Raw genomic sequence first — 19674 nt, 5'->3', positions numbered from 1 at the left:
GACTGTGAAGGAGAGTGAGGGAGCAGATGCCGAAGGCATACGTCTTCACGCGTTACGGGGGACCTGAGACGGAGGCGCTCGTAGAGGTGGACCGGCCCAGTCCCGGTCCCGGTGAAGTCCTTGTCGCGGTGCGCGTGGCCGGGGTGAACCCCGTCGACTGGAAGCTGCGCACCGGCTACCGGCGGCCCGGCGAGAGCGACACCCGCACGTTCCCCTCGGTCTTCGGCAACGAGGTCTCCGGCGTCGTCGAGGAGACCGGCGCGGGCGTGGACGGCATCGCCGTCGGCGACGCGGTCTTCGGCAGCACGGTGGCCGGCGGCTACGCCGAGTACGCCCTGCTCCCGGCGACGGTCACCGCGCTCAAGCCCGCCGAGCTCTCCTTCCAGGACGCCGCCACTCTCCCCGTCGCCGCGGCCACCGCCTACGACGGCGTCCGCCAGCTAGACCTGCCCGCCGGTGCGACCGTGCTGGTCACCGGCGCGGGCGGCGGTGTCGGATCCGCGGCCGTGCAGATCGCCCGCGCCCTCGGACTGCGTGCCGTGGGCGTGGCGAGCGAGGGCAAGAAGGACTTCGTGGAGTCGCTGGGCGCGGTCCACGTCCCGTCCGGACCGGACCTGGCCGCACGGGTGCGGGCGGTCGCCCCGGACGGCGTCGACGGCGTCTACGACCTCGTCGGCGGCGAGGTGCTCGCCGAGGCCGCGACCCTGCTCACCGACCGCACGAAGCTGGTCACCGCCGGGGCTCCCGCGCCCGAGGTGGAGAAGCTCGGCGGCGCCCGGGTCCAGCGGGCCCGCGGCACGGCCGTCCTCGACGCGGTCGCGCGGCTCGCGGTCGGCGGCGAACTGGACCCGCACGTGACGCGGACCTTCCCGCTCGACCGGGCCGGTGAGGCCCTGCGCACCGTCGAGGACGGCCACGCGCGCGGCAAGATCGTGATCGAGGTCTCCGCATGAGCACGTCCGACGAACGCCTCCTCGACAACCCCGCCCGCGCCGCCCTCACCGGCCCGCACGCCCACTTCGCCGAGCGGCGCGGCCGGATCCTGCGCTACCCGGTCGACGTCTCTCCGTGGCTGGCCCTGCCCGACGAACCCGACGCCGACGACTGGGCGGACGTCGCCGCGCTCGCCGGTCCCGGCGCGGAGATCCCGCTGCTGGGCTTCCGGGGCCGGGTCCCGGACGACTGGGAGATCACCTTCGACATCGACGGTGTGCAGATGGTGGACGACGGGATGGCCGCCGCACCGGACCCGGAGGCGATCGTCCTCGGTCCGGCCGACGTCCCCGAGATGCTCGACCTCGTGGAGCGGACAAAGCCGGGACCCTTCCTGCCCCGAACCGTGGAACTCGGCACCTACCTGGGCATCCGCCGCGAGGGTGCCCTCGTCGCCATGGCGGGCGAGCGCCTTCACCCGCCCGGCTGGACCGAGATCAGCGCCGTCTGCACCGACCCCTCCGCCCGCGGCGAGGGACTCGCGAGCCGGCTCATCCGGGCCGTCGCCCACGGCATCCGCCAACGCGGCGAGACCCCGTTCCTGCACACCGGCGCGGGCAATGCCACCGCGATACGGCTGTACGAGTCCCTCGGCTTCCGGCTGCGTCTTCGCACCGCGTTCCTCGCCGCACGCGCACCTGATCGAGAACCGGTCCGTCGGAGTGTCGTAGGACCGACTCCTCAGTTCTCCCCGGCGGGAGCCTCGCCCGACCACGCGTTGTAGCGCTCCAGATAGCCGGCGAACCGCCGAAGATCCTCCTCCGGCCAGTCCGCCAGCCGCTCGCGGAAGGCGGCCTGGCGGTTCTCCGTGACCTGGGCGAGGATTCGGCGGCCCGCGTCGGTCAGATGCAGGACCTGGACGCGCTGGTCCTCGGGATCGGGACGCCGTTCGATGAGGCCGGCGCGCTCCAGGGCGGCGACCTGGCGGCTGACCGTGGACTTGTCCAGGGCGTAGTGCGCGGCCATGTCGGTGGCCCGGCGGCCGTCGCGCTCCTCCAGGTGACTGAGCAGGGTGTACGACACCAGGGACAGCTCGGGGTGCAGCCGGCCGGCCGAGGCCCGGGCGCGCCGCGCGAACGTCGTCATCTCGCGCTGGATGGTCTCCACGGCCCTGTCCGCTCCCACTGCGTCTCCTTCGCTGTCCTGGTTGCACAGTACAACTCAGCGAAGAGCCCGGCCCCTCGTCGGTTCCGCGCTTCGGGTACTGTTGTCCTCCGTCGCGGACGTCCGCGGCCCTGAACTCCTTGGAGGTGAGACCCATTTCCGCTGTGTCATGCCGGGTGCTCTCACCTCAGGACAGCTCGGATCACCGGTAGCAGGTGACCGCGAGAGCGCCCTTCGGCCACCTTCCGAAAGGCTCTCGGCTTCCATGCCTTCCCCATCCCCCGTTTCCCCTGCCTCCGTCGTCGCCGCCCTGCGTGCCGCGGGCTGTGTCTTCGCCGAGGACGAGGCGCGGCTGATCCTCTCCGCCGCCCGCACCCCGGACGAGGTCGCCGCCATGGTGGACCGCCGCGTCGCGGGCCTGCCCCTCGAACTCGTCGTCGGCCACGCCGAGTTCAGGGGTCTGCGCATCACCGTGGAACCCGGTGTGTTCGTGCCCCGCCGCCGTACCGAGTTCCTCGTCGAACAGGCCCTCGCTCACGCCCCGGACGCGTCCGTCGTCGTGGACCTGTGCTGTGGTTCCGGCGCGGTCGGCGCGGCCCTCGCCGCCGCCCTCGGCCGGGTCGAACTGCACGCCGCCGACATCGACCCCACCGCCACGCGCTGCGCCCGCCGCAATGTCGCCGCCTTCGGCGGGCACGTCCACACCGGAGACCTGTTCGCCGCGCTGCCCGACGAACTGCGCGGACGCGTCGACATCCTCGCCGCCAACGTGCCCTACGTCCCCAGCGGCGAGGTCGGCTTTCTGCCCGCGGAGGCCCGCGAGCACGAGCCACTGGTCGCCCTCGACGGCGGCGCGGACGGCCTCGACATACTCCGCGAGGTCGCCGGCGGCGCGCCCGAGTGGCTCGCCCCCGGCGGCTGTCTGCTCGTCGAGACCAGTGAGCGTCAACTCCCGTCAGCGGTCGCGGTGTTCAGGGGCGCGGGTCTCGACACGCGGTCGGCCTACTCCGAGGAGCTGTACGCCAACGTCGTGATCGGCGTCGCACCGGCCGGCTCCGTCAGGTCGTAGCGCCGCTGCCGGACGGGCTGGGCGAAGGCGCACCGCTCGGGCCGCCGCGTCCCCACGGGCCGTGGCCGCCCGGGAACCCGCCCCGTCCGCCCTGGCCTTGGCCCTTGCGGTCGAAGGTGCCCGTGAAGGCGCGGTCGGCGGTCCTGGTGCCGCTGTCGGAGCGGGTGCCGATCAGGGAGGCGGTGTCGCCCTTCTTGAGGGCGGCGGAGTTCTGGGCCGTGGCGTCGGAACCCACGGTCCAGGTCCACGAGGTCCCGTCGTCGCTCTTGACGGTGACCTGGTCGCCGTCGACCTTCGTGACCGTGCCGCGCTGCCAGATGCGTACGACCCACTTGCCGGTGGAGTCGTCCTTGACCGTCGCCTCGCCGTGCACGGCCTTGCCGCCGACGCCGAAGCCGAACCACATGCCGCCCCCGTGCCGGAAGCCGGGCCCGCCGGGCGACGGCGAACCGGACGGGGCGGAGGACCCGGCCGCGGCGGGAATCGCGTCGCTGCCCGAACCTCCGGAGGTCGCCGCGTAGGCGACGCTGCCGCCCAGCGCGAGCACGCCCACGGTGACCGCGGCGATCACCGCGCGGGCGCGCTTCGAGCGCTGTCGCCACAGCCGGTCGAGACCGTGGTCCCGCTCGGCGCCGCCGGGTCCGGTGAGCACCTCCCACTCGGGTGCGTGGTCCGGCATCGGCGGTATCGCCCCGGCGCTGTGGTCGTCGTGTTCAGGGTCGTGCGTCACGGCTCGCTCCCTCGGCCCGGGCGTCCGGCATCCCGCGGCACGCCTCCCTGTGATTCTCGACTCCCCCCGATAAGGAACAGGTAACGGCTCCCTGTGAATCCGGGGGGCAGGTCGGCCCGGGTCTTTATGCAACTAGTTGCACAAACGCGGTCCCGTCCTCTACAAAAGAGGCACGACACCGCGCACGGAGGGCCCGATGAGCCGTTACCCGCACCTGCTGAACCCCCTCGACCTGGGCTTCACCACACTGCCCAACCGGGTCCTCATGGGCTCCATGCACATAGGCCTGGAAGAGGCCGAGCGCGGTTTCGAGCGCATGGCGGAGTTCTACGCGGCCCGCGCGCGGGGCGGTGTCGGCCTGATCGTCACCGGCGGCATCGCCCCCAACGAGGCCGGCCGGCCCTACGAGGGCGGCGCCAAACTGACCACCGACGCCGAGGCCGCGCAGCACGCCGGGATCACCGCCGCCGTGCACCGCGAGGGCGGCCGGATCGCGATGCAGATCCTGCACTTCGGCCGCTACGCCTACCACCAGGACCTCGTCGCGCCGAGCCCGCTCCAGGCGCCGATCAGCCCCTTCCCGCCCCGCGCGCTCACCGACGCCGAGGTCGAGCAGACCATCGAGGACTACGTCCGCGCGGCCCGCCTCGCCCGGCAGGCGGGCTACGACGGCGTCGAGATCATGGGTTCCGAGGGCTACCTCATCAACGAGTTCGTCGCCGCCCAGACCAACCACCGCGAGGACCGCTGGGGCGGCTCCTACGAGAACCGCATGCGCTTCCCCGTCGAGATCGTGCGCCGGGTGCGCGAGGCGGTCGGCGAGGACTTCATCATCGTCTACCGGCTGTCCATGCTGGACCTCGTCCCCGGCGGCTCCACCCTCGACGAAGTCATCAGCCTGGCAAGGGCGGTTGAGGCAGTCGGGGCGACCATCATCAACACCGGCATCGGCTGGCACGAGGCACGCATCCCCACCATCGCGACCTCGGTGCCGCGCGGCGCGTACACCTGGGTCACCAAGAAGCTGATGGGCGCGGTGTCCGTCCCCCTCGTGACCACCAACCGCATCAACACCCCTGAACTGGCCGAGCAGTTGCTCGCCGACGGGTACGCCGACATGGTGTCGATGGCCCGCCCGATGCTCGCCGACCCGGACTTCGTCGCCAAGGCCGCCGCCGGCCGTTCCGACGCCATCAACACCTGCATCGGCTGCAACCAGGCCTGCCTCGACCACACCTTCAGCGGGAAGATCACCTCCTGCCTGGTCAACCCGCGCGCCTGCCACGAGACCGAACTCGTCCTCGCGCCGACGCGGTTGCGCAAACGCGTCGCGGTCGTCGGCGCGGGCCCGGCCGGACTCGCGTGCGCGGTCTCCGCCGCCGAACGCGGCCACCAGGTCACGCTGTACGACGCCGCGAGCGAGATCGGCGGACAGCTCAACATCGCCCGACAGGTCCCGGGCAAGCAGGAGTTCGACGAGACGCTGCGCTACTTCCGCACCCGGCTCACCGAGCACGAGGTCGACGTACGCCTCAACACCCCTGTGACGGCAGGGGACTTGGCGGAGTACGACGAGATCGTCGTCGCCACCGGCGTCACCCCGCGCACTCCCGACATCCCCGGCGTGGACCACCCCAGTGTCGTCGGCTACCTCGACGTCCTGCGCGACCGCGTGCCCGTCGGCGAGCGCGTCGCGATCCTCGGCGCGGGCGGCATCGGCTTCGACGTCGCCGAGTTCCTCACCGACGGCGGCGACAAGGCGAGCGAGGACCCGGAGACGTACTTCCGCGCCTGGGGCGTCGACATGGACTACGCGGCACCCGGCGGCCTCGCCGCACCCGAGCGGCCCGCCCCGCCGCGCAGCGTCCACCTCCTCCAGCGCAAGGAGACCAAGGTCGGCGCCGGACTCGGCAAGACCACCGGCTGGATCCACCGCGCCGAACTCAAGCACCGCGGCGTCACCATGGTCCCGGGCGTCCGGTACGACCTGATCGACGACGCCGGCCTGCATGTCACCGTGGGTGAGGAGAGCACGGTCCTCGCCGTCGACACGATCGTGCTGTGCACCGGACAGGACCCGCGCCGCGACCTCTACGACCAACTGGTCTCCGCCGGACGCAGCGTGCACCTGATCGGCGGCGCCGACGTGGCCGCCGAACTGGACGCCAAGCGGGCCATCAAGCAGGGCACCGAGGTCGCCGCCGCCCTCTGACGACCCTCCCTAGGATGACCCCATGTCACTCCCGCACGCGATCCTCACCGCCCTCCTGGAGAAGCCGTCCTCGGGGCTTGAGCTGACCCGGCGTTTCGACAAGTCGATCGGCTACTTCTGGTCTGCCACGCATCAGCAGATCTATCGCGAGCTGGGAAAACTGGAGGCCGAGGGCCAGATCAGGGCGCTCACGCCCGAGCAGCCGGCCCGCGGCCAGAAGAAGAGCTACGAGGTCCTGCCCGCGGGCCGCGCCGAACTGGCCCGCTGGACCGCGTCCGCCCAGGACCCCAAGCCGCTGCGCGACACGATGCTGCTGCGGCTGCGCGCGGCGGCGGTGGTCGGCACGGACGGCATCGAGGCCGACCTGCGCCGCCATCTCGACCTGCACCGGCGGCAGTTGGCGGAGTACGAGGAGATCGAGAAGCATGACTTCCCGCCCGGCAGGGACAGCCCGCAGGACCGGCTCCGGCACCTGGTGCTGCGCGCGGGCATCGACCTGGAGACCTTCTGGACACAGTGGCTCACGCACGCGATCGAGGAGTTCGCGGAGTTGCCGTAGGACATGGGGGAGGGGCCGTCCGACGACCGGGCGGCCCCTCGCTCTTGGGATCGTGGGGACGGTCAGAGCCGGTAGGGCTTCGCGCGTCTGCGCAGGAACCAGGCCGTCGCGATGACGCCGGTTCCCACCAGGCCCGCGCCGAGTCCCAGGGTGAGCGGGCCGTAGTCCTTCGTGGCCCCGCCGAGGCCGCCCATGACACCGCGCGAGGGCGAGGCCGTGGCGGTGGCCCTGGGGGTCGCGGCGGCGGAGACGATCACGGACTGGGTGCCCGCGGGCGTGGTGGCGTTCTGGCACATGACGATGACGGTGTAGGTGCCCGGCGTGACGTTCGTCCAGGCGGTGGACTGGCTGACGGTGGTGCCCGCCAGGGTCGCCTTCCGCCCCTCGGCGAAGCTCGCCTGGCTGCTGGTGAGCAGTGAGCCGGTGCCCCAGACGCCGGTGGTCCGGTTCTGGGAGCAGGCGCTGGTCGTGACCGAGACGGTGGTCCCGGTCGTGCTCACGGAGATCCCCGAAGCCGCGCCGGCCGGGCCGGCGGTCAGGGCGAGGGGGAGAACGGCGGCGGCTGTCACGGTCAGGCCGGAGCGGAGTAGTAGCTGACAAGTGCGCATGGGACTGCCCTCCAACGGCACGGTTGGCGGAACATCCCTTGCGCCGCCGGGATCGGGAAACGGCCGTGCTGCCTCCAAGGAAGCCAACGCGTCCTGGGCCGGTCCCGCATGCGGACGGCGACCGGGCAGGTGACGGATTCCTTCGTCCGGCTCAGGGGTGAGGCGTGGTCAGGTGGCGGATCGCTCCGCGTCCTGGGTGTGGGCTCACCACATGTGCGGACTCACCATGTGAGCGCCACACAGAGCAGTCGCTCCCGTACGAGCGTGACGTGCGGGTTGTCCGGAGAGCCGGGGCGGCGGGTGAGATACGTGGTGTTGATCGGGTCCTTGGGCGTCAGCAGCGGCACCGGCGCGCCGGACGCCAGCTCGTCGAGGCAGAGATACCGGGGGAGCACGCTGATCCCGGCACCCGCCACCACGGCAACCAGCACCCCGCGCAGATCGGGCACTGTGATCGCGGTCTGCCCGCCGAGCCGGGTGCCGAACTCATGCCGCCAGTAGCGCCGGTCGATCGGCAGATTCTCCGCGTACGACACGAGGGGCACCCCGCGCAGCGCGGCGGGCCCCTCCGCCGCGACCGGCCCGACGCCGATGCGCTCCGCCCACGCGGGCGCGGCGAGCAGCACGAACTCCTCGTCCGCCGGCGGCTCCCAGGCCAGAGTCCGCCAGCGCGACCGGGCGGTGGCGATCACCAGGTCGTAGCGGCCGCCCCACAGCCCGTCGAGGAGGTCGTCCGTCAGCCCCGCGCTGATCCGCAGCCGTACGCCCTCCCCGGTCAGCGGTGCCAGGGCGGGCAGTACCCGGGTGCACAGCGGCTCGGCCGGTCCCGCCGGCTGCACGGGCTCCGGAGGCCGGTTCGCGCCGAGGGCGCCGCGGTCCGCCATGACGGCGAGCTCGTCCGGGGGCGCCGCGACCTGTGGGGCTGTCGCAGCCGGCGGTGACGACTCATATTCGGTCGCTGGAGGAGCAGTTGGGCAGGGAGCTGTTCGAGCGGCGGTCGCGCGGTGTCGTGCCGACCTCGGTGGCGGACCAGCTGGCCGCGCATCCCTTGGGCCATGCGCCGAATCCTACGATTCGTCTATGACCCGGCCTCGCCCGTCGTCACCGTCCGCTCCGCCGAGAACCCTCCCCACGTACCGTCCGGCAGCCGGGCCCTGAGCCGCACCCGATGGCTCTCCCCGGCGTCCCGGCCCACGTAGAAGCTGTATGTCGCCCGGTCGCGCGGCGCGGTCCCGCCCCAGACCAGTGAGGTGGCCGGCTGCCCGTCGAGGTCGATCTGATACTCCGTGACCACCCCGTCCGTGCGCGGCGGCACCCAGGACAGGTCGATGTAGTACGCCCCGTCGTCGCCCCGGTGCGTCTTCGCGCCGAAGTCCGTGGGGGCGGTGCCCCGCCCGTCGTCGCTGCCCGGCGCCGTGGTGAGCGGGACGGCCGTGCTCGCGGGCGAGAGGTTGTCGGCGGCGTCCCGGGCCCGCACGGTGAAGGAGTAGCGCGTGCCGGGCCGCAGCCCCGTGACCACGGTCGCCGTCTGTGCGCCGCTCACACTGTGGATCTTCGCCCCGCCCTGGTAGATGTCGTACGACACCACACCCCGGTCGTCCGTGGAGCCGCCCCAGGACAGCTGGACTGCCCGGCTGCCGATGACCCGCCCCTGTGGTGAGCCCGGGCGGGTGGGTGCCGAGTGGTCGGCCGCGACGGCGACCGGTGTCCGCGCCGTCACCTCCCGGCTGCGCGGTCCCAGACGGCCGTCGGTGTCCCGGGCCCGCACGGTGAAGGCATACACGGTCGCGGGCTTGAGCCTGGTGACGTCCACCATGTGCTCGGAACCCGGTACTTCCTTCACCTTTGCGGTGCCCCGATAGATCTCGTAGGTGCCGACACTCGGGCTCGCCGTCACCGCGTCCCACATGACGTGCACGCTGGTCGCGCTCCCCGCGGCGGCCGTGACTCCGACGGGGGCGCCGGGTGCGTGGCCGTCTCCGTCGCCGCCCGTGCCGCAGGAGGCGAGCAGCAGGAGCGCGCCGCAGGTGAGGGCGGCGCGGGGGAGAGCGAGAGTGGCCCGGACGCGTCGCACGATTCTGCCTCCCCGGCATGGCATGGGCATCACACGAGCTGAAAGGTCCGGACCAATATGACGCGGGTGGGGCAATCGCATCAAGAGGGGCGCCGTTGAAGATCGGTCGCGAACGTTACGTATGCTGAGTTCCTCACGGCTGAACTCACCCCTGTGAGTGGGGAGTTCATGCCGGTGGCGCGGACCGCTGTCGTCGCTGATCCCGCGCCGGCGCGGGCGGCCGGGTGGCCGGAGCCGAGATGGCTCGGGCCCCCGGCCCCCGTCGGAAGTGACCCGGACTCGCCGGGACGGGACGGGGCGTGCACCGTCCGGCCCCCTAACAGTGGCCGCGTGATCGGACCGGTACCAGGGTGGGCTGAGTGTCCGTCAGATTCCCCAGGAGAGGGTCCTCATCGTGCGTGTCCAGACGCTGACGCTGGTCGCGGCCGGCGCCGCCCTGCTCGCCCCGACCACGCTGCCCGCCTCGCCCGCCGCGTTCGCCCGGCCCCAAGCGGGGCCGGCGGCGCTGCGCGAGGGTGATGTCGCGGCGGCCGACCTGCTGGCCAAGGTGCGTGACTGCGCCCCCGTCTCGCGCGGCCGGTACCGGACCGACGACGGGGAACCCGCGTCGATCCCGGTCTGCGGCACGAAGGAGGCTGTCTACTGGAAGGCCGACATGGACATCGACTGCGACGGGCAGGCCGGTACCCGCTGCAATTCGCGCACCGACCCGCTCTTCTCGGCCATGACGGCCTACCAGCAGTCCGACGGCAGCTACCTGGACGCCGAACGGCTCCCGTACATCGTGGTCCCGGCCGCCAGCACCCTCTGGAACCACCGGGACCACGGGATCGGCGGCGGTTCGGTCGCCGCCGTGATCTACCGGGACCGGGTGCAGTACGCCGTCGTGGGAGACGTCGGCCCGCACGACATCATTGGTGAGGCCTCGTACGCCACGGCCAAGGCCCTCGGCATCCGCGCCGATCCGCGCGGCGGCGGGACGAACGCCGGGGTCACCTACATCGTGTTCAAGGACTCACGGGTGAAGCCCATCGAGGACCACGCCGCCGCTGTGGAGAAGGGGCAGCGGCTGGCGCGGCTCTTCGTGCAGGGCGCCGCCGAGCGCCCGGAGTCGTAGCGCGCCGCCCGTCGGGTCCTCCGAAGGGAGCGTCAGACCGCCGACCAGCCGTCGTCGACCGGCAGGATCACGCCGTTGATGTTGCTTGCCGCGTCCGAGGCGAGGAACACGATCGCGGCGGCCTGCTCCTCGGGCTGGGCCACGCGGCCGACGTTGACGAAGTGCGGGGCGAGCGCCGCCGGGCCGAGTGCCTCGCGGTCCGCGTCCACGGAGATGTTGGTCGCCGTACCGCCCGGGGCGATGGCGTTGGCGCGGATGCCCTGCCTCCGGTACATCACCGCGAGGGACTTCGTCAGGCCGACGACCCCGTGCTTGGAGGCCGTGTAGGCGGCGCCCGCCGCGCTGCCGCGGAAGCCGGCCTCCGAGGCGGTGTTCACGATCGCGCCCCGGCCCGCCGCCAGCATGTGCGGCAGCACGGCCCGGGTGAGCAGGAAGGGTGCGGTCAGATTGACCCGGATGACCCGCTCCCACTCCGCGTCGGCCACGTCCGCGAGTGCCGACATCCGGTCCATGATCCCCGCGTTGTTCACCAGCACGTCGACTCCGCCGAACCGCTCCACGGTGGTCGCGGTCACCTCGTCGACGACCGCCTGCTCGCTCAGGTCGCCCGTGACGGCGAGGGCCGTACCGCCCGCCTGCTCGATCTCCTTGACGACCGCCTCGGCGCCGTCGGCGTTGAGATCGGCCACCACGACCTTGGCACCCTCCGCGGCGAAGGCGAGCGCGGTGGCGCGCCCGATGCCCGAACCCGCTCCGGTGACGATGACGCTGCGTCCGTCGAGTCCACTGGTCATGACGTGCTCCTGTTCGTCGTGCGAGGCCTCTGGGCCCGTTGTGTACTCACCATACGACTTAATGTCTGCAAGTGACATAAAGTCGGTGGGCGGGTCATGGTGCAGAATCCCGGGAGGTCACGACCGCAGCCGGAGGGGAACTGATGACCGCATCCAGCGGACGCACGGGACGACCGCCGCTCACCGAGGCCCGCAAGGCCGAGATCCGGCTGGAGATCGCCCGGGCGGCGGTGGAACTGTTCGTCGCCCAGGGAGTGGCGGCGACCACCGGCGAGCAGATCGGCCAGGCGGTCGGCGTCTCGGCGCGCACCGTGTGGCGCTACTTCCCGAGCAAGGAGAGCTGCGTACGGCCGCTGTTCTCGGCCGGGATCGACGTCATCGCGGCCCGGCTGCGGGAGTGGCCGCCCGGCCTCCCACTGGAGGACCTCTTCGCCCCGGACCTCGCGGCCGGCTTCCTCGCCGCGACCGGCCCCGACGGCGCCACCGGCAGCGCGCTGGTACGCCTCACGCGCACCGAACCGGGCCTGCGCGCGATCTGGCTCCAGACCTACGACGAGGCGGAACCGGCGTTCGCCGGCGCCCTCGCCGACCGCGCCGGCCTGCCCGCGGGCGACCTGCGCCCCATGATCCAGGCGGCGATGCTCAACGCGGCACTGCGCGCGGCGGTCGAACGGTTGGCGTGGAGCCCGCCCGGAACCGCGGCGGACGCGGCGACGGGGGGCGCCGAGGTGGCCGAGGCGCTGCGCGCGGCGCTGGCGATCGCGGCGGAAGGGGTGTCGTGACGCAGGAGGGGGTCGAGGTGGGCCCTCCGACAGATGGGTGTCTCACACCTTCCGATACGTGTACGCCTCCGCGGCCGCCGCCTCCACCGCGTCGAGGTCCGCTCCCGTCGACGCCGTGACGACGGCGGCCACCGCGCCCTCGACGAACGGGGCGTCCACCAGGCGGGTGCCGGCCGGGAGTTCGTCGCCCTCGGCGAGGAGGGCCTTCACGGTGAGTACGGCGCTGCCGAGGTCGGTGAGTACGGCGACCCCGGCGCCGCGGTCGACGGACGCGGCAGCGGCGGCGATCAGTTCGGAACTGGTACCGAGCCCGCCGCCCTCGGTGCCGCCGGCCGGAGCGAGCGGCACGGCCGCGCCGCCGCCCGCGAGACCCCGCGCCAACTCGGCCACGGAGGCGGCGACTTGGGCGCTGTGCGACACCAGAACGATCCCCACGAGCTTCTCGTCACTCACCGTCGGCCTCCGCGGCTTCCTGGAGCGCCGCGATCAGCAGCGCGGACGAGGTGGCGCCCGGGTCCTGGTGCCCGATGCTCCGCTCCCCGAGATAGCTCGCCCTGCCCTTGCGGGCCTGAAGGGGAATGGTGGCCGTGGCGCCCGCCTCGGCGGCGGCCCGCGCCGCGGCGAAACCCTCCGGCAGCGCGTCGACCGCCGGGACCAGCGCGTCGATCATGGTCTTGTCACCGGGTGAGGCGCCACCGAGGGTCATGACCGCGTCGACCCCGGTGCGCAGCGCGCCGGCGAACTCCTCCTCGCTCACCTCGCCGGCGTCCCCGAGCGCCTTTCCGGTACGGCGCAGCAGCGTGCCGTAGAGCGGCCCCGAGGCGCCGCCGACGGTCGAGATGAGCTGCCGCCCGGCGAGGGTGAGGACGGCGCCCGGGGTGTCCGGCGCCTCCTTCTCCAGGGTGGCCGCCACGGCGGTGAACCCGCGCTGCAGGTTCGCGCCGTGGTCGGCGTCGCCGATGGGGGAGTCGAGGTCGGTGAGCCGTTCCGCCTCGCGGGCGACGGAGGTGGCGGTCGCCGTCATCCAACGGCGGAAGAAGTCGGCGTCGAGCACGGGATCTCCTTGCGTGGTGGGTGAGTTGGCCGAACGCGCCGACGTGTCACACGCCCCAGCGCAGTCCCGGCGTCTTCACCGGCGCGTCCCACAGCCGCAGCAGCTCCTCGTCGATCTGGCACACGGTGACCGAGGCGCCCGCCATGTCGAGGGACGTGACGTAGTTGCCGACCAGTGTGCGTGCGACGGCGACCCCGCGCTCGGTGAGCACCCGCTGCACCTCGGCGTTGAAGCCGTACAGCTCCAGGAGCGGGGTCGCACCCATGCCGTTGACCAGGACCAGCACCGGACTGCTCGGCGGCATGTCCTCCAGGATGGCGTGCACGGCGAAGTCCGCGATCTCGCCGGAGGTCATCATCGCCCGCCGCTCCCGGCCCGGCTCGCCGTGGATGCCGACGCCCAACTCCAGCTCGCCCGGCGGCAGATCGAAGGTGGGGCTGCCCTTGGCCGGGGTGGTGCAGGCGCTCAGCGCGACGCCGAAGCTGCGCGAGTTCTCGTTGACCTGCCGGGCGATCGCCGCCACGCGGTCCAGCGGCTGCCCCTCGGCCGCGGCGGCACCGGCGATCTTCTCGACGAACAGCGTGGCACCGGTGCCGCGCCGCCCCGCGGTGTAGAGGCTGTCGGTGACGGCGACATCGTCATTGACCAGCACCTTGGCGGTCTGGATACCCTCGTCCTCGGCGAGCTCGGCCGCCATGTCGAAGTTGAGGACGTCCCCCGTGTAGTTCTTCACGATGAACAGCACCCCGGCCCCGCTGTCCACGGCCGCCGCGGCCCGCACCATCTGGTCCGGCACGGGGGAGGTGAACACCTCACCAGGACAGGCTGCGGACAACATCCCCGGACCCACGAACCCACCGTGCAACGGCTCGTGCCCCGACCCGCCACCGGAAACCAGCGCGACCTGCCCGGCCACGGGAGCGTCCCGCCGTACGATCACCCGGTTCTCGACGTCCACGCTCAACTCGGGGTGGGCGGCCGCCATGCCCCGCAGCGCGTCCGTGACGACGGTTTCCGCGACGTTGATCAGCATCTTCATCGGTTCCTCCTGGTGGCACTGGCAGACGGGCCTCTGACCTGTGTCTTTGCTGGTCAGACTGGGTTGCGCAAGTTCTTGATCTTGGCGGTCCTTGGCGGTCGGAAGCGGGTTCCGGCGGGGCTGATGCTGACTTAATGCCGACTTTGATGACGGGTCGTCAGGCCTCCGGGGTCGGTCGGGCGAGGGCGGGTGAGGACACCCCTGTGGAAAGTATCGACCTTGCGGCAGTGAAGGTCACGAGCTGGGACGCCGAGGCTGAAGAAGCTGGTCATGGACGCGGTCTCGGTTCGGACCCGCCGGGTGGTGTCCGTAGTCTGCTCGTGGGCGAGGCCGCTGGCGTACGGGCTGATCACTGCCCCTCCCGTGCTTCGGCCGTGGTGTGACTGGGAGCGTCGTAGACCGCGTTGCTTGGCCGATGGTCAACTACTGACCTTGAATACGTGATGCCGTCATGGCGGCCGGAGCCGGAACCGGAGTCCGGTTCCGGCTCCGGTTAGGCAGCCGCAGTATCGACCAGATGCTTTCTACCGGGTTGAGGTCGCTCGACGGCCCTACCAGCACAGCGTGACGGCGCAGGTCACGAGGACGCGCAGGCGCCGTCTCCCCGGGGTGGCGCGGGCCGGAAGCGTGTTACCAGGGCACCTCCCCCTCGTCGTCGAAGAAGCGGCCCGTGGGCCCGTCGGCCGATACGGTGGCCAGCCGGATCGCGGCGGCTGCGCCCTGCTGGGGGGTGCGCACTCCCCGGAAGCCGTTGAGGTCGGTCGCCGTGAAGCCGGGGCAGACGGCGTTGATCAGGATGTGGGTGCCGGCCAGTTCCTTCGCGTACTGCACGGTGACGGCGTTGAGGAACGTCTTCGACGGAGCGTAGGCGATGGCGATGGGGCCCGTCTCGGCGCCGGGCGTGGTCTGGAGCGCGAGGGAGCCGACGCTGCTGGAGACGTTCACGATCCGTGGCGACGGCGAGCGGCGCAGCAGGGGGAGCAGGGCGTTGGTGACGCGGATGACGCCGATCACGTTGGTCTCCACGGCCGCCCGTACCCGGTTCACGTCGACCGTGGTGGGCTCCTGCGGTTCGCCGCCGGTGATCCCCGCATTGTTGACGAGCGCGTCGAGCCGCCCGGCCCGCTCCTCCACCAGCCGGGCCGCCGCTGTCACGCCGGCGTCGTCGGTCACGTCCAGCGGCACGCCGAACGCGTCGGCTCCGGCCGCGCGCAGCTTGTCCACAGCGGCCTCGCGACGCTCCTCGTTCCGTGCGCCGATTCCGACGGACCAGCCGAGGGCGCCGAGCCCGGCGGCGATCTCGTAGCCGATGCCCTTGTTGGCCCCGGTCACCAGTGCGACCTTGTGGTGGTTCACGGTGTTCGTTTCACTCATGGCATCGATCCTTCTCCCCGCCGGGCAGGCCGTCCAAGACCGTCTGGGTGGACGGCGATACCGCCCGGGTATCGCTCCTGGCCGTCGCGGTTAGGGTGGCGGGGTGGAGACACGTGAGCTGCGGTACTTCGTCGCGGTCGCCGAAGAGCTGCACTTCGGCCGGGCCGCCCAGCGGCTCGGGATCGCCCAACCCCCGCTGTCGCGGGCGATCGGCGGGCTCGAACGCCGCCTGGACACCCTCCTGCTGGAGCGCGGCAGCCGGGGTGTCACCCTGACCGGGGCAGGGGCGGTACTGCTGAGAGAGGCGCGGGCGGCACTGGACGCCGTCGAGGCCGCCGAACGACGCACCCGCCGGGCCGCCCTCGCCGCGACCGGCCGGCCCGCCGTGGTCCTGGCCGCGAAGGCGGGCGCCTCCGATGAACTGCTGGCGAAACTCCTCGACGCCTACGCCGCCGAGCCCGGCGCCGTCGCCGTGGACGTCGCACTGTGCGGGCCGGGCGAGCAGACACGGTTCCTGCACGACGGCCGGGCCGACGTGGCCCTGCTGCACCGGCCGTTCGACGACACGGCCGGCTTCGACACCGAGGACCTGCACTCCGAGGGCCAGGTCGCGATCCTCCCGGCCGGCCACCCGCTCAGCGCCCGCCCCCACGTGCGGCTCGCCGAGGTCACCGACCTTCCCGACCTGCCCCTGCCCCGCTGGCCGCGCCCGGACGGCACCTTCCCGGACGGCCCCGGACCACAGGTGCGCGACCACACCCAACTCACCCAGCTCATCGCCCTCGGCCGCGCCTGCGCGATCGTGCCGGAGTCGGGCCGCACCGTCCTGCGCGAGAACCTCACCGCCGTACCGGTCCCCGACGCCCCCCACGTCACCACGGTCATCGCCTGGCCCCCACACAGCCGCTCAACGGCGGTCGCGGGGCTGGTCCGCGCCGCCACCGCCCTGTGACCGACGGTGGTGAACGCCCGGACACCGTGCTGGATTTCGGGGGACAGGAGCCACGCCGGCGCCATGCAGTTCGTGCCTGCCGGCAGCGGCTTCCACAAGATCCGCAACTCTTAGGACGGCTCATGCCGGATGCTCGGCAGCGACGGCAAGATCGCCCTCTGGGACTGCAACAACAGTGTCTCCGAGCTCTTCGACATCAACTACTGGAGCGATACCGGCCACCTCCTGGATGACCCTGAAGTCCCGCAGTCGGCCGGGCAGGAAGATGTCGTACCAGCCGCCGATGGAGTTGTCGGCGTGACGGGTACCGGCTGACGGTTCATGGTGCGAATCTCGGCGTCGATGCGGCGCTGTGCGTTCATCAGGTCGAGCCGACACCTCCGCCCGCTGAGATCTTCCTGCTGTGGCAGGCGCATCGCACCCACTCTTCGCCGGCGGCCCGGACGATCGAGATCGCGGTGGAAGCCGCGGAGAAGATCGCCCGGCCCGCCTGAGCCGATTCCGGACATGCGCTCTGGAGGAGGTCCCGGTCGCCGGTTCGGCTTCACCGGACGAAGGACTGCCGGAGTTCCTTCTTCAGGCGCTTCAGGCCGGCCTGTTCCGCGGCGGCGTTCGCCGGGTTGGTGTCGGCCGGATTCGACCCCAGGCGCATGAAGGCGTGGTCCGCGCCGGCGTAGACGACCGGCTCGTAGTACTTGTGGGCGGCGGACATCTCCTCGGTGGTGGCCGGCAGGCTGGTGATCACCCGGGTGTCGGTCTCGGCGTAGAAGCCGTGGACCGGAACCGCGATCCGTCCGACCGGGTGTTGTTGAGTCCTTCGGTGCGGTGGCAGCCCTGGGTCACGGCGGGCGGGCCGACGTCGTAGAACACGAACACCGAGTCGACCGACCTGGTGCCGGTCGCCGCGTAGCGGAACGCGGCGCCGCCGCCCCAGGAGAGCCCGACGATGTCGGTCTGGCCGGTGGAGCGGGGCAGGTGCTGTGCGTACTTCACCCATGCGCCGATACGGGAGCTGACCTCGTTGTCCGGCACGGCCGTGACCAGGTCGGAAGCCGACCCGCCGGCGCCCGTCAGCGTGCGGGTGTCCCCCTTACCGTCGGGGCCGAGGCCCGAGATCATGTCCGGTGTGATGGCTATGTAGCCCATCGCGGCGATCTTGTCGGCGGTGTTGCGCGTGGAGTCGGTGAGTCCGAACACCTCGTGCAGGACGAGTACCACCGGGGCGTTCTTCCGGCCAACCGGATAGTCCACCCACGCTCGCATGGTCTGTCCGTGGAATCGCAGGCTCACCCAGCGGGACGTGCGCGGCGAGGCGGCCAGTTGTGCGGTGGCGAACGACTGTGACGCCTGCTGTGCGAGCCAGGCCGCGTTCGGAGTGGACGACTCGGTGCCGACGACCGACGGGCAGGACGTGGCATCGGCGGTCGGTGCGGCGGCGGTCGTGGTCTGCGTGGCCGCGAAGCTCTGGCCGCCCGTCACGGCGGTCTCGCCGACGAGCAGGCCGACCGCCAGCGCCAGCGCTGCCGACAGTCTGGTCAGCGGCCTTCGCCGCGGGAAACTCAACATGATCATCACTCAGCCTTGGTAGAAGGTGCCGTTGGCCGTGCTGGTCTGCGGAGTACGCAAGCTCGTCGATCAGAGAGGGGGAGGTGGTCCGGCCCCTGAGCCGCAGGGGCCGGACCACCGGCTCGGGCGCGGGTCTCAGTTCGCGTCGATGATCACGGCCTTGACCTGGGTCCAGTCCTCCAGGTAGTCCGGGCCCATGGACCGGCCGAACCCGCTGTTCTTATAGCCGCCGAACGGGGTGCCGATCGACCCCGTAGGCCCGCCGTCGCCCACGGTGTTGACGGCGACCTGGCCGGCCTCGACGCGGCGGGCGAGCCGTACCGCGCGTCCGATGTCCCGCGTCCACACCGTCGCGGTGAGGCCGTAGCGCGTGCCGTTGGCGATGGCGACCGCCTCGTCCTCGTCGTCGTAGGTGAGGACCGAGAGGACCGGGCCGAAGATCTCCTCCTGAGCGATGCGCATCTCGGGGCGCACCTGGTCGAAGAGGGTCGGCTCGACGAAGTAGCCGTCGGCGTACGGGGGTTCGGTGAGTTTGCCGCCGCCGACCACGACCTCCGCACCCTCCTCCCGCCCGATCGCCAGGTAGTCCAACACACGCTTCTCCTGCCGGGCGTTGATCAGCGGACCCATGTCGACGGACTGGTCCCACAGGCCCACCCGCACGGCCCGGAAGCGTTCGGCCAGCTCTTCGACCAGCCGGCCGTGCAACGAGGAGTGGGCCAGCACGCGCGATCCGGCGGCGCACACCTGGCCGCTGTTCATGACGATGCTGCGCACGATCGCCGGTATCGCCTTGTCGAGATCGGCGTCCGGCAGCACGATCTGCGGGGACTTGCCGCCCAACTCCAGTTGCAGCGGTATCAAGTTGCGGGCGCACGCCTCCATCACGGCGGTGCCCGTCGCCGGAGAGCCGGTGAAGCTCACCTTGCGGATGCCGGGATGCGCGGGCAGTGCCGCCCCCGCCTCCGCGCCGTAGCCGGTGACGACGTTGAGGACACCGGGTGGGATGCCCGCTTCCAGGGCGAGGCGGGCGAGGTAGAGGGCGGTGAGCGGGGCGTCCTCGGCGGGCTTGAGGACGACCGTGTTGCCGGCGGCGATCGGGGCGGCGGTGTTGAAGACCGTCATGGGGCCCGGCGCGTTCCAGGGGATGATCGCGCCGACGACGCCGTAGGGCTCGCGGAGAGTCAGGCCCAGGACGTTCGGCGAGCGGGTGGGCAGGGTGTCGCCGAAGATCTTGTCGGCCTTGCCCGCGAGGTAGGTCAGGCGCGCGGCGATGGGGGAGGGGCCGACCGGGTGGCCGACCTCGATCGCCTCCAGGCGGTTGATGTCGTCGTCGTGCTCGCGCACCAACTCCGCCCAGCGGTAGAGGAGTTCACCGCGTACGGCGGGACTGGTGTCGCGCCACGCGGGCAGCGCCGCCTCGGCGGATCGTACGGCGTCGTCGATGTCCTCTGCCGTTCCGCGCGGGACTCGGGCCAGTACCGCGCCGGTCGCCGGATTCACCACGTCGATCGTGGACTTGGAACGGGCGGGGACCCACTCGCCGGCGATGAGATGGGTGCCGTCGGGGAGCAGGGCGGTGATGTCGAGAGGGGCGGGGGCGGTGATGGTCATCGTGCTCCTTGGAGGGGGATGCAGGAGGGAGGA

Annotated in this window: 23 protein-coding genes; 10 read left to right on the top strand and 13 right to left on the bottom strand. The window is 72.0% G+C overall.

Going from position 1 to position 19674, the window contains the following annotated elements:
* The first annotated feature begins 26 nt into the window (after window positions 1-26).
* Both ACQHII_RS04475 and ACQHII_RS04470 read left to right on the top strand, forming a co-directional pair.
* Complete coding sequence (locus tag ACQHII_RS04475; protein ID WP_427917964.1) at window positions 27-953, top strand: NADP-dependent oxidoreductase; 927 nt, start codon at window positions 27-29, stop codon at window positions 951-953.
* Window positions 950-1717 (top strand): GNAT family N-acetyltransferase, encoded by a 768-nt coding sequence (locus ACQHII_RS04470; RefSeq protein WP_427917963.1) that lies wholly within the window; start codon window positions 950-952, stop codon window positions 1715-1717. Before ACQHII_RS04475 ends, ACQHII_RS04470 begins: the two co-directional genes overlap by 4 nt.
* Here the strand turns inward: ACQHII_RS04470 and ACQHII_RS04465 are convergent.
* The gene (locus tag ACQHII_RS04465; RefSeq protein ID WP_427925226.1) at window positions 1675-2079 is read right to left on the bottom strand and encodes a MarR family winged helix-turn-helix transcriptional regulator; all 405 of its coding nucleotides are present in this window, start codon (window positions 2077-2079) and stop codon (window positions 1675-1677) included. The two genes, ACQHII_RS04470 and ACQHII_RS04465, sit on opposite strands and share 43 nt — an antisense overlap.
* 283 nt (window positions 2080-2362) lie before the next feature.
* On the opposite strand from ACQHII_RS04465, the gene ACQHII_RS04460 reads away from it, so the two are divergent.
* Window positions 2363-3166 (top strand): putative protein N(5)-glutamine methyltransferase, encoded by an 804-nt coding sequence (locus ACQHII_RS04460; protein WP_427917962.1) that lies wholly within the window; start codon window positions 2363-2365, stop codon window positions 3164-3166.
* Here ACQHII_RS04460 and ACQHII_RS04455 read toward each other — a convergent pair.
* Window positions 3156-3896, bottom strand: coding sequence for a hypothetical protein (locus ACQHII_RS04455; RefSeq protein ID WP_427917961.1), 741 nt, complete (start codon window positions 3894-3896; stop codon window positions 3156-3158). The genes ACQHII_RS04460 and ACQHII_RS04455 overlap by 11 nt on opposite strands.
* Before the next feature lie 196 nt (window positions 3897-4092).
* Here ACQHII_RS04455 and ACQHII_RS04450 point away from each other — a divergent pair, with 196 nt between their 5' ends.
* Both ACQHII_RS04450 and ACQHII_RS04445 read left to right on the top strand, forming a co-directional pair.
* On the top strand, window positions 4093-6108 hold the full coding sequence (locus ACQHII_RS04450) for an FAD-dependent oxidoreductase (RefSeq protein ID WP_427917960.1): 2016 nt from the start codon (window positions 4093-4095) through the stop codon (window positions 6106-6108).
* Window positions 6109-6130: 22 nt separating this feature from the next.
* Window positions 6131-6667 carry a PadR family transcriptional regulator gene (locus ACQHII_RS04445; protein WP_427917959.1) on the top strand — a complete coding sequence of 179 codons (537 nt, stop codon included), beginning with the start codon at window positions 6131-6133 and terminating at the stop codon, window positions 6665-6667.
* Between the two features lie 62 nt (window positions 6668-6729).
* Here the strand turns inward: ACQHII_RS04445 and ACQHII_RS04440 are convergent, their stop codons facing one another.
* Complete coding sequence (locus ACQHII_RS04440; protein WP_427917958.1) at window positions 6730-7275, bottom strand: hypothetical protein; 546 nt, start codon at window positions 7273-7275, stop codon at window positions 6730-6732.
* Window positions 7276-7496: 221 nt separating this feature from the next.
* Window positions 7497-8159 carry a substrate-binding domain-containing protein gene (locus ACQHII_RS04435; protein ID WP_427917957.1) on the bottom strand — a complete coding sequence of 221 codons (663 nt, stop codon included), beginning with the start codon at window positions 8157-8159 and terminating at the stop codon, window positions 7497-7499.
* A 32-nt stretch (window positions 8160-8191) separates the two neighbouring features.
* Here ACQHII_RS04435 and ACQHII_RS04430 point away from each other — a divergent pair, with 32 nt between their 5' ends.
* Complete coding sequence (locus ACQHII_RS04430; RefSeq protein ID WP_427917956.1) at window positions 8192-8359, top strand: LysR family transcriptional regulator; 168 nt, start codon at window positions 8192-8194, stop codon at window positions 8357-8359.
* Here ACQHII_RS04430 and ACQHII_RS04425 read toward each other — a convergent pair.
* Window positions 8354-9349, bottom strand: coding sequence for a fibronectin type III domain-containing protein (locus tag ACQHII_RS04425; protein ID WP_427917955.1), 996 nt, complete (start codon window positions 9347-9349; stop codon window positions 8354-8356). The genes ACQHII_RS04430 and ACQHII_RS04425 overlap by 6 nt on opposite strands.
* A 394-nt stretch (window positions 9350-9743) precedes the next feature.
* Here ACQHII_RS04425 and ACQHII_RS04420 point away from each other — a divergent pair, with 394 nt between their 5' ends.
* Complete coding sequence (locus tag ACQHII_RS04420; protein ID WP_427917954.1) at window positions 9744-10466, top strand: glycoside hydrolase family 75 protein; 723 nt, start codon at window positions 9744-9746, stop codon at window positions 10464-10466.
* Between the two features lie 32 nt (window positions 10467-10498).
* On the opposite strand, the gene ACQHII_RS04415 is transcribed toward ACQHII_RS04420, so the two are convergent.
* A complete protein-coding gene (locus ACQHII_RS04415; RefSeq protein ID WP_427917953.1) occupies window positions 10499-11260 on the bottom strand; it encodes an SDR family NAD(P)-dependent oxidoreductase in 762 nt (253 codons plus the stop codon).
* Between the two features lie 143 nt (window positions 11261-11403).
* Here ACQHII_RS04415 and ACQHII_RS04410 point away from each other — a divergent pair, with 143 nt between their 5' ends.
* Window positions 11404-12042, top strand: coding sequence for a TetR/AcrR family transcriptional regulator (locus tag ACQHII_RS04410; RefSeq protein WP_427917952.1), 639 nt, complete (start codon window positions 11404-11406; stop codon window positions 12040-12042).
* Window positions 12043-12084: 42 nt separating this feature from the next.
* On the opposite strand, the gene ACQHII_RS04405 is transcribed toward ACQHII_RS04410, so the two are convergent.
* The 4 genes from ACQHII_RS04405 to ACQHII_RS04390 form a co-directional block, all read right to left on the bottom strand.
* Window positions 12085-12495 carry a PTS-dependent dihydroxyacetone kinase phosphotransferase subunit DhaM gene (locus ACQHII_RS04405; protein WP_019068997.1) on the bottom strand — a complete coding sequence of 137 codons (411 nt, stop codon included), beginning with the start codon at window positions 12493-12495 and terminating at the stop codon, window positions 12085-12087.
* The gene (gene dhaL / locus ACQHII_RS04400; protein WP_427917951.1) at window positions 12488-13096 is read right to left on the bottom strand and encodes a dihydroxyacetone kinase subunit DhaL; all 609 of its coding nucleotides are present in this window, start codon (window positions 13094-13096) and stop codon (window positions 12488-12490) included. Before dhaL ends, ACQHII_RS04405 begins: the two co-directional genes overlap by 8 nt.
* Before the next feature lie 46 nt (window positions 13097-13142).
* Window positions 13143-14135, bottom strand: coding sequence for a dihydroxyacetone kinase subunit DhaK (gene dhaK / locus ACQHII_RS04395; protein ID WP_427917950.1), 993 nt, complete (start codon window positions 14133-14135; stop codon window positions 13143-13145).
* Window positions 14136-14765: 630 nt separating this feature from the next.
* On the bottom strand, window positions 14766-15509 hold the full coding sequence (locus ACQHII_RS04390; protein WP_427917949.1) for an SDR family oxidoreductase: 744 nt from the start codon (window positions 15507-15509) through the stop codon (window positions 14766-14768).
* 103 nt (window positions 15510-15612) lie between these two features.
* Between ACQHII_RS04390 and ACQHII_RS04385 the strand changes: the two genes are divergently transcribed.
* Both ACQHII_RS04385 and ACQHII_RS04380 read left to right on the top strand, forming a co-directional pair.
* The gene (locus ACQHII_RS04385; RefSeq protein ID WP_427917948.1) at window positions 15613-16461 is read left to right on the top strand and encodes a LysR family transcriptional regulator; all 849 of its coding nucleotides are present in this window, start codon (window positions 15613-15615) and stop codon (window positions 16459-16461) included.
* A gap of 129 nt (window positions 16462-16590) precedes the next feature.
* On the top strand, window positions 16591-16776 hold the full coding sequence (locus ACQHII_RS04380; protein ID WP_427917947.1) for a hypothetical protein: 186 nt from the start codon (window positions 16591-16593) through the stop codon (window positions 16774-16776).
* A 229-nt stretch (window positions 16777-17005) separates the two neighbouring features.
* On the opposite strand, the gene ACQHII_RS04375 is transcribed toward ACQHII_RS04380, so the two are convergent.
* From ACQHII_RS04375 to ACQHII_RS04365, 3 genes are all read right to left on the bottom strand, one after another.
* On the bottom strand, window positions 17006-17206 hold the full coding sequence (locus ACQHII_RS04375) for a dienelactone hydrolase family protein (protein WP_427917946.1): 201 nt from the start codon (window positions 17204-17206) through the stop codon (window positions 17006-17008).
* A complete protein-coding gene (locus tag ACQHII_RS04370; RefSeq protein WP_427917945.1) occupies window positions 17203-18027 on the bottom strand; it encodes a dienelactone hydrolase family protein in 825 nt (274 codons plus the stop codon). Before ACQHII_RS04370 ends, ACQHII_RS04375 begins: the two co-directional genes overlap by 4 nt.
* Window positions 18028-18162: 135 nt before the next feature.
* Complete coding sequence (locus ACQHII_RS04365) at window positions 18163-19641, bottom strand: aldehyde dehydrogenase family protein (RefSeq protein WP_427917944.1); 1479 nt, start codon at window positions 19639-19641, stop codon at window positions 18163-18165.
* Window positions 19642-19674: the final 33 nt, after the last annotated feature.

Origin of the sequence: Streptomyces sp. cg40 (assembly GCF_050320165.1) — a bacterium.
GTDB lineage: Bacteria > Actinomycetota > Actinomycetes > Streptomycetales > Streptomycetaceae > Streptomyces > Streptomyces hokutonensis.
The sequence above is the reverse complement of the archived record's forward strand: the minus strand, read 5'-3'. Positions and strand labels throughout refer to the sequence as shown.

Coding starts and splice junctions, on each gene's coding strand:
- ACQHII_RS04475 (WP_427917964.1), top strand. CDS start 27: ATGCCGAAGGCATACGTCTTCACGCGTTACGGGGGACCTGAGACGGAG.
- ACQHII_RS04470 (WP_427917963.1), top strand. CDS start 950: ATGAGCACGTCCGACGAACGCCTCCTCGACAACCCCGCCCGCGCCGCC.
- ACQHII_RS04465 (WP_427925226.1), bottom strand. CDS start 2,079: ATGACGACGTTCGCGCGGCGCGCCCGGGCCTCGGCCGGCCGGCTGCAC.
- ACQHII_RS04460 (WP_427917962.1), top strand. CDS start 2,363: ATGCCTTCCCCATCCCCCGTTTCCCCTGCCTCCGTCGTCGCCGCCCTG.
- ACQHII_RS04450 (WP_427917960.1), top strand. CDS start 4,093: ATGAGCCGTTACCCGCACCTGCTGAACCCCCTCGACCTGGGCTTCACC.
- ACQHII_RS04445 (WP_427917959.1), top strand. CDS start 6,131: ATGTCACTCCCGCACGCGATCCTCACCGCCCTCCTGGAGAAGCCGTCC.
- ACQHII_RS04440 (WP_427917958.1), bottom strand. CDS start 7,275: ATGCGCACTTGTCAGCTACTACTCCGCTCCGGCCTGACCGTGACAGCC.
- ACQHII_RS04435 (WP_427917957.1), bottom strand. CDS start 8,159: ATGGCGGACCGCGGCGCCCTCGGCGCGAACCGGCCTCCGGAGCCCGTG.
- ACQHII_RS04415 (WP_427917953.1), bottom strand. CDS start 11,260: ATGACCAGTGGACTCGACGGACGCAGCGTCATCGTCACCGGAGCGGGT.
- ACQHII_RS04410 (WP_427917952.1), top strand. CDS start 11,404: ATGACCGCATCCAGCGGACGCACGGGACGACCGCCGCTCACCGAGGCC.
- dhaK (WP_427917950.1), bottom strand. CDS start 14,135: ATGAAGATGCTGATCAACGTCGCGGAAACCGTCGTCACGGACGCGCTG.
- ACQHII_RS04390 (WP_427917949.1), bottom strand. CDS start 15,509: ATGAGTGAAACGAACACCGTGAACCACCACAAGGTCGCACTGGTGACC.
- ACQHII_RS04380 (WP_427917947.1), top strand. CDS start 16,591: ATGCTCGGCAGCGACGGCAAGATCGCCCTCTGGGACTGCAACAACAGT.
- ACQHII_RS04370 (WP_427917945.1), bottom strand. CDS start 18,027: ATGTTGAGTTTCCCGCGGCGAAGGCCGCTGACCAGACTGTCGGCAGCG.
- ACQHII_RS04365 (WP_427917944.1), bottom strand. CDS start 19,641: ATGACCATCACCGCCCCCGCCCCTCTCGACATCACCGCCCTGCTCCCC.